This is a genomic window from Erwinia sp. 2186, from assembly GCF_057812255.1.
Window position 1 is genome coordinate 1897677 of the sequence record NZ_CM173824.1, and the last position, 13329, is coordinate 1911005.

Consider the following 13329-nt stretch of genomic DNA (forward strand, 5'->3'; position numbering starts at 1 on the left):
GGACGATCTATGATGCCCCATCCTGATTTTTTACCCGAAACGCCGGTTATGCCTGTGAATAAACATTTTGCCCTGTCATCCGAGCTCATCAGTGAATTGCTACAGGAAATGCGCCTGCGTGGCGTGCAGTATCGCCGTTTACAGACTGGCTCTGAGTTTGGCGTCGGTTTTAGCAACAGGCCGGGACACGCCTATTTTCATTACATCGCTGTGGGTACTGCTCTGCTTCGCACACACGACGGTACGTTGTACGAACTGAAGGCCGGAAGCATGGTATTCATGCCGCAGGGTGGGGATCATCAGCTTGTATCGGATGTCAGCTGTTCAGTTCAGCATATCGACACGCTAGGTTCTGCTCCTTTAGGTGAGGCCGTCAGCGGAATCAATACTTGCCCGAGTTCGCACCCAACACCCAGCACGGTTCTGTTTTATGGCTGTATGGCGTTCGATCTCGGTGGCATGCAGGGCCTTGGAAAACTGATGCCGCAAGCCATAGTGGTTGAGGCAAATGAACAGATTTATCCGGGGCTGGTTCCCATTCTTGGCGCGATGAAATTCGAAATCTGTTCCGGACGCGCTGGCTTCGCAGGCATTCTGGCCCGCCTGGCAGAAGTGGCGGCTGCCATGATTGTGCGTGGATGGATCGAAAATGGCAGCGAGAACGCCGCTGGACTGATCGCTGCGTTACGTGATCCACGGCTGGCCCATGCAATTCTGGCCATTCATCGCGATACGGGGCGGGAGTGGTCTGTTGCTGAGCTTGCTGCCCAGTCGCATGTGTCACGTTCTGTTTTTGCTGAACGCTTCAAATCAATCATCGGCATACCTCCACAGCGCTATGCAAGGGAGGTGCGAATGCGCATCGCAGGTCACTGGATTATTCACGAAAAGATCGCAATCGAGACCGTTGCTCTTCGCCTCGGCTATGCCTCACAGGCAGCGTTTAGCAGAGCTTTTAAGCGCATTAATGGATATCCGCCGGGCGCTATGCGTCAGCGACCCGCGAGGCGTTAATACACTTCGTCCATGGGAGATATTGTCGATTGCATTACTGTTCTCGAACAGATAATCAGTTTGTTTGATTTTTAAGCAACGGTAGTAGCGCGAATCAGTATTCCATTAGATGTTACAATTTATTAAATGATATGAAAAAATCTGACGAGCTGTTTATAACAGAAATACAGGTAGTTCAGTAAATGAAATACTGTTATTAAAAACAGTGTTGACACTGATTATTAAATCCGTAAATTAGGGGTCAACAGCGATGGCATCAAAATCTTGCTGTTACAGTAGAAAGCATTAATCAGGTACGAAAAACAATTTGCGATAAAGGCTACGAAGTGTTTTGTATGGGATGCCGACTAGCAGTCAAGACGTTTATAAGTTGGCAGTGCTTTAAGGCAATGTAATTGAGATATTCAATCGCAAATTGACGAGGAAAGCGCGACGAGATGTAAGGCCATGTTGTAGAGCAGGAAAATTGTGATTTGGGTTAGTGTAGTTGAATATCACAATAGCAGTAAGGCCACGCATCAAAGAGTATATGTCGCGAGGGGGAATGTACGTGTTTACAGTGCCATTCTTGTGGTTCTTAGAAGATGGCGAAAGAGTTAATAGAGAAATAGAGGGAGGTTTTGAGTTCAGTACCCAATATTATCTGCATTAAACGTGTGCATTTTTAAGTAGTACCATTAGCAGTATCAATATTAAGTTCATTAATGTTAAATCTGAAGTCCATAGTACCTTAAAAGCCCTGACTGCAATGGTCAGGGCTTTTATTGTATTCGGTACGCCAATCATCTAAAACACCCTCCCATTATGTTTTTTCGAAACTGACTAGCCAGCTTTACCACTGCAAGAAAAATGGCAACCTGGCCTTTCCGCCAGGCTGCAAAATGCGGGGGTGGATCAGTGTCCAATTTCACTCATTGATTTCACTTCACTGGTATTGATTTGCTGCTTTTTACCGTTCGCATCGGTATAAGCAATCAGGCCGGTTTTTGCATCTTCATGGGGTTTACCGTCACTTACGATGGTCCTGCCATCATTGGTATGGATTGCGTAACTTGAGCGGGTACATCCTGACAGGGCTGCAATACATACCAGGGCCACAAGGGGAAAAAGGACTGTTTTTTTCATTGGTTTCTCCGGAATATCGGTTTGCATTTAATTGATGTAAAAATGCCGTGGCTATGTCCATATCTTAAGGTGTCCCCCTCACGTCCCTGTTTATCCAAGCCTTTAGTGGTGACTTCGTCAGTATAGTTGATTTTACATGTGTGCCCGGCAGCGCGACCCGTCGTCGTACGCTCAAGCAGTCAGGCCAGGCGAGATTTGCACGGGATTACCGCTAAGTTAGATGGACGTGGGTGCAAAAGAGGTGAATCAGGTTCTTTAAACATCAGCATGAAGACGTTAGGGCAGATACTGACTGATGCAAAAATAATGATAAATTTCTGCCTATTACATGAAATAAGGGAGGGGAAAGCGTGAAATTGAACATACTCATCGGCATGTTGCTTGCAGTTACGGTTGGTTTTACCCTTTTCGGGCTGATATTTTCTCTGAAGCAGCTGTAGCAAATCATGAGCTGTGCAAAACTGTAACGCTATCCCAATGAAACGGTATTAGCACCGTGTGATTTCTCTCGCGGTGCAGATATTAAATACATGTCTGCGCTTCCACTCGTCAGATTGGAGGGAAGGGCACATAAGGTCAAGCGAGGCGCAGTAACGGCGTCAGGATAGGGCGCTTTCCGGAGAGGGATGCCAGAACCAAAAGTCTGTTATGGCCGGATGTAAATCCTGTTTAATGCCCGCGTTCCCGGAAAAAAACGCCGCAGCCAGATGTGATTCCATGCGGTTTCATTTTACGGTATCTCATCCGAAAATCGTGCGCTGATCGCATCACGTTCATAACCCTGCGGTTGTGTCAGAATCTGGTATAAATCAGGACGGCGACCGTGGATCCAGCGACGTCCGGTACTCATAGCAAGCAGGCTTAAATCCAGTTCTGCGCTCACCATACAATCTTCAGCAGCCCAGGTTTCATTAATGATTCTTCCATAAGGATCCAGGATCATGGCATTGCCTGTGCGGACTTCGTCATCATCTGCGCCTACGCCGTTACTAAAGAGAAGAAATAACCCGTTGTCGTGCGCACGGGCAGGCAGCCATCGCATTAGCCATTCCCGACCGCTTGGCCCCTTGAATGCAGCAGTCATTTCTTCCTTTCGCGTTTCCCGTTCCGCCCAGAGCGCCAGCGGAATGGGTTTCATCGCATAAGGGCTGCGGGAATCGGTACCGCCTGTTTGATGGGGCGCGAGAAGAATATCTGCACCCAGCAATGCCGTAGCGCGCACGTTTTCCACCAGATTGTTGTCCCAGCAAATCAGGATGCCTACTTTTACTCCCCAGGGCGTATCAAAAACGGTAAACCTGTCACCGCTGCTGATGGCCGGATGCTCAAAAGCATGAAGTTTACGATGCGTCTGCATTGAGCCGTCCGGCATACAGGCAACGTACGCATTATAAAGGCGGCCATCATCGGCTCGTTCAATTAGCCCGGCACCAATAAGCATTTGATGTTTTATCGACAAAGCGCGAATTAACATCAGGGAAGGGCTGGTTGCGATCGGTTCAGCAAGAGCAGAAACCTCCGCTGTGGTGAGCTTTGGCACATGCCAATAACCGGTGAGACACATTTCCGGAAACGTCAGGATTTTCACCTGCTGGATGGCTGCCTGCTCAATAAACTTCTCCATGATCAGTAGATTATATTTTTTGTCATTTGCCCGATGCTGAAACTGTACGGTTGCAGCCTTTAAAGACGTCAATTCGTGCATGATGCTTCTCCAGTTGTTGTAGAAACTGAATTACATAACGATTTCCAATAACTGTATAATCAAATGATTTCCATTTTCGATAACCTTTTGGAATGAAAAATTGAATATCCGTTTGTTGAAAGCGTTTTTGATACTGGCTGAAAAAGGAAATTATGCCGACGCGGCACGGGCACTGTGTATTTCGCAACCCGCATTGACCAAGCAAATTAACCTTCTTGAGTCGACGGTGAAGGTGTCACTTTTTTCACGCGGGCGTCACGGCGCAACACTGACCGCCGGGGGGAAACGCTTATTGCCAGAGGCTGAAAAAGTGGTCAGGCAAGCTCAGTTATTTATGCACCACGCAGAGCGCGTTTCAGTCGGTATTGAGGGGCATATAGCCGTCGGATTTGGCCTCTCAAGCTTTTATCTGGCACCACGCTGTATTGCTGATTTTCGCAGAGATTGTCCGGGAATTGAGATGTCTTTGACGGATCTTCCCTCCTTCTTACAGTACGAGCTACTGCAAAATGATGAGCTTCAGGTAGGATTTGTCAGGGTACCTCCACCTGTAGCGCTTGATTACCTGCCATTATTCACCGATCGGCTGGTGCTGATTGCACCTGCAACGCCCGCGTTATCATTGTCTGCTGCTGAATGGCTAAAAAAATGTCCTTTGTTACGTCTTCATACAGAACGAGGACAGGGTTTAAATGCGCAGATTGACCGCTTTCTGCATGATAACGGTCTTTATATATCATCCACCCAGCTGGCTGATGATATACACACTATTGTCGCATTGGTGATCGCGGGTACAGGTGTTGCCATTTTGCCCTATAGCGTTTTGCAAATCGCGCCACCGGAACGGGTGATTATTCCGTTAGCAGGCAAGTCAATAAGCTGGAAAGTTGGCATTGCCTGGAACGCAGGCACGAAGAATGTCATCCGGGATAATTTTATTGCCAGTATAAGAAAGCGTATTGCGGTCAAAAACGCGTAATCAGCATTACACGAGCCCTTAAAGTTCAAGCGCAGCCACAATGACGGATTCCATTTTCTCGGGTTTGGTGAACGGGGCGAAACGCTTAAGCGGTTTGCCGTCGCGTCCAATCAGGAACTTGGTGAAGTTCCACTTAATCCGTCCACCCAGCACGCCGGGCAAGGCGTCTTTCAGGTAGCGAAATACAGGGTGACTATTGGCGCCGTTGACCTCCACTTTCCCGAACATTGGGAAGCTCACGCCATAGTTGATGTGACAGGTCTGCGCGATTTCGTCGGCACCGCCGGGTTCCTGTTTACCGAACTGGTTGCAGGGGAAACCCAGCACCACCAGTCCCTGGGCGGCGTACTTCTTGTTTAGCGCCTCAAGCCCTGCGTATTGCGGCGTGAAGCCGCACTGGCTGGCAGTATTCACCACCAAAACCACTTTGCCCGCATAGTCGGCCATCGAAACAGGCTTGCCATCCAGACGGGTGGCGGAAAGTTGATGAAAGGTGGTCATAGCGGAAACCTCAGAGAAAATCAGTTTGACGTCAACATCTGGAACGAAGCCGCCAGTATACCGATGCAGAAGGGTTTTAATCAGCGAAAAGCGGACAGGTATGCTCAAACTTTCCGCTTCAAATAGCTTCAGCTAATTACCTGAAGACTATTATCAGCAAGAGTAGGGGAATAGGCAGCCCTTAGATTTTGACCTGTGTACCCCCATTCAACCAGTCAACACTGACGCTCAGGGAGGGGAGGGCGCGTTGATAAGCAAAGCATCTGCGACAGGGATGTCGCAGCTGAGCCTCCAGGGATGGATTCACGGCGACTTTGCGTTCAACGCGCCCTCCCTGATCCGTCACCCAAACCCGCAGACGACTCCCCTGAACCCACCAATCCAAATCAGGCTTCCGCGATATCCCACCACATCTTATTCAATGCGTAATAGCGGTCGCCCTTGTCCAGCGCCTTCTCCCATGGCTTATCAATGATAAAGTGAATGTTCTTCACCTCATCCAGATCCCACATCGCGGAGTGCTGGAACGGTAGCGTTTTCAAGGCGTTGTAAATGTACGGCAAGGGCTTCCAACGCTCGTGGAAATAGTCGTTGAGGAAGTCCTGCTCGGCAAACAGATAGCGGGAAAGATCGTCCAACTCCGCCAACTGATGCAACATATCTTCAAATATCGCCTGATCCGGACGCAGCACCAGGAAACCGCCGTTCAGGTAATTATCCACTTCTTCCAGTTCTTCCGTGTGCTCTATGCCACGGCAAAAACTGTAGAAACAGTTCTCGGGACGCCAGCTTTTCGGATAGCTTGGGATCTTGTTTGGATTGCAACGACAGGCGTGACAGGCCGCAATCTGATCCTCTTCCAATGGCAGCTCAAACAGCTCATCCATGTTTTGCGTCACTAACATGTCCGCATCAAGGAACACAATGCGTTCAAATTCGGTCAGCTTCCATACCGCCAGCTTGGTCCATACCTCGGAAAAACGCGCGTTAGCGTAGTTGTTTTGCAGGCTGCTGTTCGGACTGATCGGCTGCACATCGCGCAGCAAACAGCCGGCTGCTTCCAGCGTCTTACGCGCATCGGCATCAATATTTTCCGTGACCATCACCACCAGTGGAAAGGCGCTGCCTGACTTCACTAACGATTTCTGCAAGGCCTGCACGCCAACCAGATAGCCTGGCTGCGTCAAAAGGGTAGTCCATGCCTTCATTGGCTTCTCCTGGATAATCAGTCTAATAATGCGGCGGTAAACGCATTCTCAAATTTATGCTGGGGATCCAGCGCTTCACGCACGCTGGCAAACTCATGCCACTGCGGATAGAGCGCTGCCCAATCGTACAACGGCGCCTCAAAGTATTTGCCCCAATGCGGGCGACCACCTTCTTCAGCCAATACTTCTTCGACGGCGCGCAGGAAATTCACCCCTTCTTCAGACAGTGAACCGTCCTCGGAGTAATACACCACAAAACCAAAGAAGCAGGTGTCCTGCTGATAGGCCGGGCTGAGCCAGGACGAAGACGGGCCGGTGCAGCGCAGGATAATCGGGTAATGCATGTGCGGCTGAGTGTCGGCATGCCAGGCTTTAATCTTGCGGATCACCTCGCCGGCACGGGCCAGCGGAATGCCGATTTCAACGTTGATCTGCGGCGTGGCGATCCCGCGACAGAACACCTGATACACATCGCCGGTCACGTCAGAGAAATCCTTAAAGCGCGTGACGGTGCGGAACGGTTTGCCATTCTCATCAAGAATTTTGGTGTCGCTGCGCATATGCTCCAGCGTCTGATCGATGGTCTCGTTCATCGCATCACTGGTCTCTTCCTGCTTCACCAGATCTTCGTTATTATCCTGGTAAAGTGCGATCTCTTCTGCATTCGCTTCTCGTGCTGCCCAGACGTGAACCTGGTTCTCGTTCGGGAACCACCAGGCTTTGCTCAGCGCATAGTTGTGGTTCCAGTCGAGTAGATCCTCTTCCAGCGTGTCGGCACTGACCGCATTTTTGAAACAGGTGTAAACCACAGAAGGCGTGGTGCGTAATGTCACCTGAGTCAGCACGCCTAACGAGCCTAACCCCAGTTGCACCGCCGGGAACCACTTATGGTCGCGGTCATACTCGGCAATGCTGCCGTCGGCCAGCACCAGACGGATGCTCAGCGCCTCATCGGCAATCGAACTTTGCTGCAATCCCTGGCCGTGGGTCCCGGTCGACAGGGCACCGGCAAGGGATTGCGAGGCAATCACGCCAGGGGAAGCAGGCAGCATTCTGCCAATGCCGGACAGGATCTCGTAAACCTCGTGCAGCGGCGTACCGCCGGCAAAGGTGGCGCTGTCATCGGTGATCGCAATCAAGCCGCGCAGCTTGCTGAGGTCCACCAGCGTATCGCCTTGCTCCACCAGCTTGAGCATCCGGCCGGGCGACATTTTGCTGCCCATTACGCGGATTTTACCCCGGCTGGCGGCAACCAGCTGCTGCAATTCGGACTCGGACTCCGGTGCGCACACCGCGTTTTTATCGCCCAGCGTGGAGTTTTGGGCCCAGTTCCATACTTTGCCATCAGCGGCAGGATGGGGGTTGCGAAGGGGATATCCGCGATTTTCGCTCGTCATCGACTACTCCTTTCATAAGGACAATAACAAATCAGTAAGGGGGAAAAGCGCAGGAATAAGCTTTCGAGGCGCCGTACATTACCGGTAAGCATAGCTGAAAAGCCCCAGAACGACAGGTTCCGGGGCGTGAAAAGTTGTACAGAATGTTTTTCGTTGTACAGATTGCCGATCAAATCGGACGCAGATAGCGCAGGGTGGCATCAACCACCAGCTGACGATTACGCGAGATGCTCTGCTGTTCGCTCTCGCCGCCGCCAAACAGCGTGTTGAAGGTGTAGCGGTTCGACACGTTATGCGTACAGATGCTGCTGATCAGACGGTGAACGTCGACCGTGTCCGCTTTGCTGTCGAACACACCTGCCGCTTTACCGCGCGCCAGAATATCTTCCAGCACGTCGAGGGCACTCTGATTCAGCGTTTTGATGCGCTCCGACTGGCTGATATAGCGCCCGCGCATCAGATTCTCGGTGCAGACTAAGCGCATAAAATCCGGGTGGGTGATGTGATAGTCAAAGCTGGCTTCGGCGAGGCGCGCCATGGCAATCACCGGCGGCATTTCCGCCAGGTTCAGCCCGGTTTCATGCTGGCGAATTTCCTGATACACCTGCTCCAGGACTTCCACATACAGGTTCTCTTTGTTGCTGAAGTGATACACCACCATCCGTTTGGTGGTCTGGGCATGTTCAGCAATCTGTTCCATGCGGGCGCCCTGCAGGCCGAATTCGGCAAAAGTGGCAAGCGCACCGGCAAGGATGCGTTTCTTCAACCCTTCCGGGTCGTTTTTTCTTTTGGCTGTGACTGACATAGCAACTCGTTAAATCCGTCGTCTGTAAGAGGACCCTGACAGGGTTTACATCCACCATATTACCACAGAAAGCCTAAGGCCTCGTGAGCAGGGCGGGCGGTGTGATCCTGTTGGTCAATAGTAAGGTATGGAGGCAGCTGACGGAGATTCAACCCTTTACAAGGGAAGGGTAACGGTGGGGGATTGGGTTGCCACGAACATGTTCAGGACGTTGTTCGCGGCAAAGTGACTCAAAAATAAGGATGCGTTCCGTCTATCACGCTGGCGTAATGACCTTTGATTTTCTCATTCAACTGCGCCTCGTTCGGCAGAGGCCGCCCGCGCAGCACCGCTTCGGTGGTGAAGCAGAAAATCAAAATGCCCCGGCTGCAAATGTTGGCTGCCTCGGTGTAGCTTTCAAGCGTCGAGAAATACGCATCGCTGCTTTTGGCTTTTTCCAGACTGGCGGACATCACCGACACCAGCATACGGTAAACGTCTATCGCCTCGCCCAGCACCGGGATTTTACCGATTGAGAACGCCAGAATCTTGCTGATGCGGGTAAACAGCAGCTTTCTGTCCGGCAACGCAAACAGCTCTTCCAGCGTCTCCAGCCACAGGTTAAAGGTGGTGGCGAACAGTTCATTCTGCACGATCTGCAGGCTGGCATGCTGCCAGGAGAATGAGGCGGCCATTAAGGCAAAATCACGCTGATAGCTCAGGAATGCCTGCTCATTGTCATCGTCCGCCAGCGTCAGCGCATTACTGGCCAGCTCGAAGTTTTGCAGCTCTTGCTGACTGTCTGCTTCATGCCAGTCAATCAGCCTGGCTTTGCGCAGTTGCAGGGTTTTTAACGCTTCCAAATCGTGGAAGGTTGCCATCGCGATCTCACTGGCTAACAGCGCCTTATTGATCGTCTGAATCACCACGGGCGACTCCACCACAGAACGCTGCGCCAGCAATTCATTGCGGCGATTAAGGTAGGCGGCGGCAGGACTGAGGAAGTTGCTCATGGAGTTTACCCGGGGTCGGAGGGGGGACAGGCATCAGAGAACCTGTACAGTAGGTTCCAGTATGGCATAACTTATTGGTAAGAAAGCCTGGGGAGAAAGCTTTTCAGGATAATGCCAGATAGCCTTGGGTAATCAGCAGCTTGAAATGGCCTGCAACATCGGTTCGCCCACCAGCACCGGCTGGTGGACTTTACGATTTCTTAACGTAATTCCATCGCGTAATTGTTAACCGGCGTTATTTTTTGGATCAGCTTGTGGTCAAAAAGAAACCGTTCGTAAGCATCATAACGGGCTGTATCCAGGTGTGAAGGATCGCGGGCAAACAGCGGCAGGGTTTTCATCCAGGCGGCTTTGTTTAACGCATTATTAAGGTCCGGGTGCGCGCTGGCGAACGCATCCCAACTCTCCTGTGGATGGGCATGCAGGTAGTCGCTGCCTTTCTTTAGCGCGATGAGGAATTTTTTGATTTTCGGCGCGTTCACCTCATCGCGATTGGCCACGATAATCAGCTCGTCATAGGCCGGAACGCCGTAGTCCTCAACGTTGAACACCTGTGGATCCTGACCGTGCTGCTTCAGCTCCAGCGCTTCGATATTGCGATAGCCGCCTATCACCGCATCGACCTGGCCCGCCATCAGCGCGCTGTTGAGCTGGAAATTGACGTTGACCATCTTCACCTGATCCAGACTGACCTTTTCGTGGTTGAGCATGGTGCCCAGCGTCGCCTGTTCAATACCGCTGACCGAGTAGCCAATTTTTTTGCCTTTCAGCCCGGCCGGCGAGGTGATGCTTTTATCCAGCGTCATCACCGTATTTAACGGCGAGTTGATCAGCGTGCCGACGCGCATCAGCGGTAAGCCCTGATCGGCAAAGAAATGCAGCTGTGGCTGATAGGTGATCGCCAGGTCGGCCTGTTTGGCTGCCACCAGCCGTGGCGGCAACGCCGGATCGGAAGGCGGCACAATTTTCACCTCCAGCCCCTGTTCCTTAAACGCGCCAATCTGTTCCGCGACCATGATCGGCGCGTGATCGGGGTTGATATACCAGTCCAGTACCAGCGTGATCTTGTCGTTGGCGTTGGCAGTGTGGGCACAGGCGGCAGTCAGCAGCAGGCCGCAGAGGGTTTTCTTAAACATGTGTTTCCCTTGAGTGAGGTATCGATCAGTCATTTTCCGGTGCCCAGCGGATCAGGCGACGCAGTGCACTGTCCACCGCCAGCCACAGCAGCAGAGTCATCAGCACCAGAATAAAAAGTGCCGCAAAGCAGAGTTCGGTTTGCATCCGCGCATTGGCGTTCAGCATCACGTAGCCCAGACCTTCGCCTGCGCCGACCCATTCGCCGATGATGGCGCCAATCGGTGCCACCGCCGCCGCCATCCTCAGCCCGGAGCCAAACGCAGGCAGCGCCGCCATCAGCCGCACATGGCGTAATAACGCCCAGCGGGATGCGCCCATGGTGCGGGCGAGGTCGAGAAGATCGTTATTGACCCGGCGCAACCCGTCGAAGAAAGCCGAGGTGACCGGGAAGAAAATCACCAGCACCGCCATCGCCACCTTGGCGCTGATGCCGAAGCCGAACCACAGCACCAGCAAGGGTGCCAGCGCAAAAACCGGTATGGCCTGGCTGGTCAGCACCAGCGGCATCAGCCAGCGCTGTAAGCGGGGGGAGAACATCATGCACAGCGCAAGGATGGCGCCGAGCAACACGCCGGCGACCAGCCCGCTGACGATTTCCGCCGCGGTCACCAGCGTGTGCGCCGCCAGATACGCGCGGCTGGTCCACAGGACGTCGGCAACCGACATCGGCGTGGGCAGCAGGAAGGCAGGAACGCCGCTGCGGGTGATTGCCCACCAGACGGCAATCAGGCCGATAAACACCGTCAGGCCACGCCGCCAGCGGCCAAAGGCCGATTCTTTTACGGATATCATCCTGCCGCCCGGGTCAGCTGTTGCAGTAATTCACCCTGGCTCTGCAACAGGTGCCGATCGTCAGGGGCCCGTGGCGGCAGTCCGGCAATCTGATGCGAATCATCAATCCCGGCCGCAGACAGCACCAACAGCTGGTGGCTAAGGCGGCAGGCCTCCAGCGGATCGTGGGTGATCAGTAACACCGTGTGGCCGGTCAGTAACGCTGAGGCCAGGGTCTGGATACTGGTGCGGGTAATGGCGTCCAGCGCTGAAAAAGGCTCGTCCATCAGCACCATCGGCTGACGCTGATAAAGCGTGCGGGCCAGCGCGGCTCGCTGCCGCATACCGCCGGACAGCCCGGCAGGCAGGCTGTCGCCATACCCGCTTAAGCCGACGCGCGCCGTCAGCTCATCGGCCCATTCGCGGTCGGGCTTCTCGCCACGCAGGCGTGAGGCGAGGCTGATATTGTCGCGAACGGTCAGCCACGGATAGAGCAGATCTTTCTGCCCCATATAGGCCACGCGTCCCTGCACCGGCAGGCCATCGCTGCCGGTGACCGTGCCTGCCGTCGGCTGCGCCAGCCCGGCTATGATCTTCAGCAGGCTGGTTTTGCCGACGCCGCTGGCTCCCAGCATCGCGGCAAACTGACCGCCGGTGATATCGACATTCAGCCGTTCAAACACCGTCCGTGCGCCGTAGCGCAGGGTCAGATCGCGCACCTCAATCCCCGGCGGGATCACGCCGCGGGCAATGTCATGACTGTTCATACCACGTTACTCAAACTGGCATTCAGGCCCATCTGCCAGAAGGCACTTTCCAGCCGGGTGGCGGTGGTGAAGATGGTTGAAAGCTCCGGCAGACGACTTTGTGCGCCGCGCTGAACCCCAACCGTTTCCAGTAGATCTATCGCCCGCTGAACGCTGGCCAGATAGTTTTCGTCGCCGTAGTTGGCGATCCACGAGCGGTAGGGATTGCCTTCGGTGACGGTGGTGGGATTGTGCAGCAAGCCGAGGCCTATTTCGGCATAGCCCGCGACGCAGGGAAGCAGTGCGGCCAGCAGATCCAGCGCATCGCCGGACTGGCCGATATCCAGCACATAGCGGGTGTAGTTGAGGGTTTCGGGCGCTTCCTGTTCATTGCGCATCTGGCTTTCGCTGATGCCCCACTGCGTGCAGTAACCGACATGCAGCGGCAGCTCGGCGACGATGGCATTCAGCGAGGCGGTGGCGGCACGCATTTCTGGCAGGGTTCGGAACTTGCTGACCAGCAGGGCATAGGCGCGGGCGAAATGGATCAGGAACAGGTAGTCCTGGGTCAGATAGCGCCGAAACGCGCTTTCAGGCAGCGTGCCCTGGGCCAACTGCTGAAGAAAAGGGTGGTTAACGTAGTGCTGCCAGTCAGCCGCGGCCTGCTGGCGAAGCTGGCCATAAAGACCACGGGAAAACATGTTGTCAGACATGGGACCTCCAAAAGTGAGTGGAGATCCGGGCGTGCAGAGGTATGAACAGGCAACGATCGAAAGTGATGCTATTGCCAACCCGTCCCTTCGCTGGCATGACCCAGATCAGGTTCAAAGGGTCCGGCTAACGTCGCCATCTCAGCCCATAAAGGACACCCCTCGGAGAGGCTTGTTATACGATATTTACTTTTTGATTACAATCGATGGCTGGCAGCCGAGTTGGCGTCATAATGAAA

General features: G+C 53.3%; 13 protein-coding genes and 1 riboswitch. Of the genes, 2 read left to right on the top strand and 11 right to left on the bottom strand.

Annotated features, from left to right (window positions below):
* Positions 1-9: 9 nt before the first annotated feature.
* Complete coding sequence (locus ACXKZG_RS08685) at positions 10-1014, top strand: AraC family transcriptional regulator (RefSeq protein WP_455916561.1); 1005 nt, start codon at positions 10-12, stop codon at positions 1012-1014.
* 894 nt (positions 1015-1908) lie between these two features.
* On the opposite strand, the gene ACXKZG_RS08690 is transcribed toward ACXKZG_RS08685, so the two are convergent.
* Both ACXKZG_RS08690 and ACXKZG_RS08695 read right to left on the bottom strand, forming a co-directional pair.
* On the bottom strand, positions 1909-2139 hold the full coding sequence (locus tag ACXKZG_RS08690; RefSeq protein WP_134824427.1) for a YgdI/YgdR family lipoprotein: 231 nt from the start codon (positions 2137-2139) through the stop codon (positions 1909-1911).
* Positions 2140-2869: 730 nt separating this feature from the next.
* Complete coding sequence (locus ACXKZG_RS08695; RefSeq protein ID WP_134824426.1) at positions 2870-3844, bottom strand: nitrilase family protein; 975 nt, start codon at positions 3842-3844, stop codon at positions 2870-2872.
* A gap of 100 nt (positions 3845-3944) precedes the next feature.
* Between ACXKZG_RS08695 and ACXKZG_RS08700 the strand changes: the two genes are divergently transcribed.
* Complete coding sequence (locus ACXKZG_RS08700; RefSeq protein ID WP_488876034.1) at positions 3945-4823, top strand: LysR family transcriptional regulator; 879 nt, start codon at positions 3945-3947, stop codon at positions 4821-4823.
* Positions 4824-4841: 18 nt separating this feature from the next.
* On the opposite strand, the gene ACXKZG_RS08705 is transcribed toward ACXKZG_RS08700, so the two are convergent.
* The 9 genes from ACXKZG_RS08705 to tenA form a co-directional block, all read right to left on the bottom strand.
* A complete protein-coding gene (locus ACXKZG_RS08705; RefSeq protein ID WP_134824424.1) occupies positions 4842-5324 on the bottom strand; it encodes a glutathione peroxidase in 483 nt (160 codons plus the stop codon).
* Positions 5325-5710: 386 nt separating this feature from the next.
* A complete protein-coding gene (locus tag ACXKZG_RS08710; protein WP_488876035.1) occupies positions 5711-6532 on the bottom strand; it encodes a glycosyltransferase family 8 protein in 822 nt (273 codons plus the stop codon).
* A gap of 17 nt (positions 6533-6549) precedes the next feature.
* Positions 6550-7929, bottom strand: coding sequence for a D-arabinono-1,4-lactone oxidase (locus ACXKZG_RS08715; protein WP_013202742.1), 1380 nt, complete (start codon positions 7927-7929; stop codon positions 6550-6552).
* A gap of 169 nt (positions 7930-8098) precedes the next feature.
* Positions 8099-8734, bottom strand: coding sequence for a TetR/AcrR family transcriptional regulator (locus ACXKZG_RS08720; protein WP_013202741.1), 636 nt, complete (start codon positions 8732-8734; stop codon positions 8099-8101).
* A gap of 230 nt (positions 8735-8964) precedes the next feature.
* The gene (locus tag ACXKZG_RS08725) at positions 8965-9726 is read right to left on the bottom strand and encodes a hypothetical protein (protein WP_105759945.1); all 762 of its coding nucleotides are present in this window, start codon (positions 9724-9726) and stop codon (positions 8965-8967) included.
* Between the two features lie 200 nt (positions 9727-9926).
* Entirely contained in the window at positions 9927-10862 is a 936-nt protein-coding gene (locus ACXKZG_RS08730) for an ABC transporter substrate-binding protein (protein ID WP_488876036.1), read from the bottom strand.
* A gap of 25 nt (positions 10863-10887) precedes the next feature.
* On the bottom strand, positions 10888-11655 hold the full coding sequence (locus ACXKZG_RS08735; RefSeq protein WP_346566729.1) for an ABC transporter permease: 768 nt from the start codon (positions 11653-11655) through the stop codon (positions 10888-10890).
* Positions 11652-12401 (bottom strand): ABC transporter ATP-binding protein, encoded by a 750-nt coding sequence (locus ACXKZG_RS08740; protein ID WP_428980817.1) that lies wholly within the window; start codon positions 12399-12401, stop codon positions 11652-11654. Before ACXKZG_RS08740 ends, ACXKZG_RS08735 begins: the two co-directional genes overlap by 4 nt.
* The gene (tenA, locus tag ACXKZG_RS08745) at positions 12398-13093 is read right to left on the bottom strand and encodes a thiaminase II (protein ID WP_346594247.1); all 696 of its coding nucleotides are present in this window, start codon (positions 13091-13093) and stop codon (positions 12398-12400) included. Before tenA ends, ACXKZG_RS08740 begins: the two co-directional genes overlap by 4 nt.
* 65 nt (positions 13094-13158) lie before the next feature.
* Positions 13159-13263, bottom strand: a riboswitch (TPP riboswitch).
* Between the last annotated feature and the right edge of the window lie 66 nt (positions 13264-13329).

Excerpts from the sequence above, each read along its gene's own strand:
- ACXKZG_RS08685 (WP_455916561.1), top strand. The coding sequence starts at position 10 with ATGATGCCCCATCCTGATTTTTTACCCGAAACGCCGGTTATGCCTGTG.
- ACXKZG_RS08690 (WP_134824427.1), bottom strand. The coding sequence starts at position 2,139 with ATGAAAAAAACAGTCCTTTTTCCCCTTGTGGCCCTGGTATGTATTGCA.
- ACXKZG_RS08695 (WP_134824426.1), bottom strand. The coding sequence starts at position 3,844 with ATGCACGAATTGACGTCTTTAAAGGCTGCAACCGTACAGTTTCAGCAT.
- ACXKZG_RS08705 (WP_134824424.1), bottom strand. The coding sequence starts at position 5,324 with ATGACCACCTTTCATCAACTTTCCGCCACCCGTCTGGATGGCAAGCCT.
- ACXKZG_RS08710 (WP_488876035.1), bottom strand. The coding sequence starts at position 6,532 with ATGAAGGCATGGACTACCCTTTTGACGCAGCCAGGCTATCTGGTTGGC.
- ACXKZG_RS08715 (WP_013202742.1), bottom strand. The coding sequence starts at position 7,929 with ATGACGAGCGAAAATCGCGGATATCCCCTTCGCAACCCCCATCCTGCC.
- ACXKZG_RS08720 (WP_013202741.1), bottom strand. The coding sequence starts at position 8,734 with ATGTCAGTCACAGCCAAAAGAAAAAACGACCCGGAAGGGTTGAAGAAA.
- ACXKZG_RS08725 (WP_105759945.1), bottom strand. The coding sequence starts at position 9,726 with ATGAGCAACTTCCTCAGTCCTGCCGCCGCCTACCTTAATCGCCGCAAT.
- ACXKZG_RS08730 (WP_488876036.1), bottom strand. The coding sequence starts at position 10,862 with ATGTTTAAGAAAACCCTCTGCGGCCTGCTGCTGACTGCCGCCTGTGCC.
- ACXKZG_RS08735 (WP_346566729.1), bottom strand. The coding sequence starts at position 11,655 with ATGATATCCGTAAAAGAATCGGCCTTTGGCCGCTGGCGGCGTGGCCTG.
- ACXKZG_RS08740 (WP_428980817.1), bottom strand. The coding sequence starts at position 12,401 with ATGAACAGTCATGACATTGCCCGCGGCGTGATCCCGCCGGGGATTGAG.
- tenA (WP_346594247.1), bottom strand. The coding sequence starts at position 13,093 with ATGTCTGACAACATGTTTTCCCGTGGTCTTTATGGCCAGCTTCGCCAG.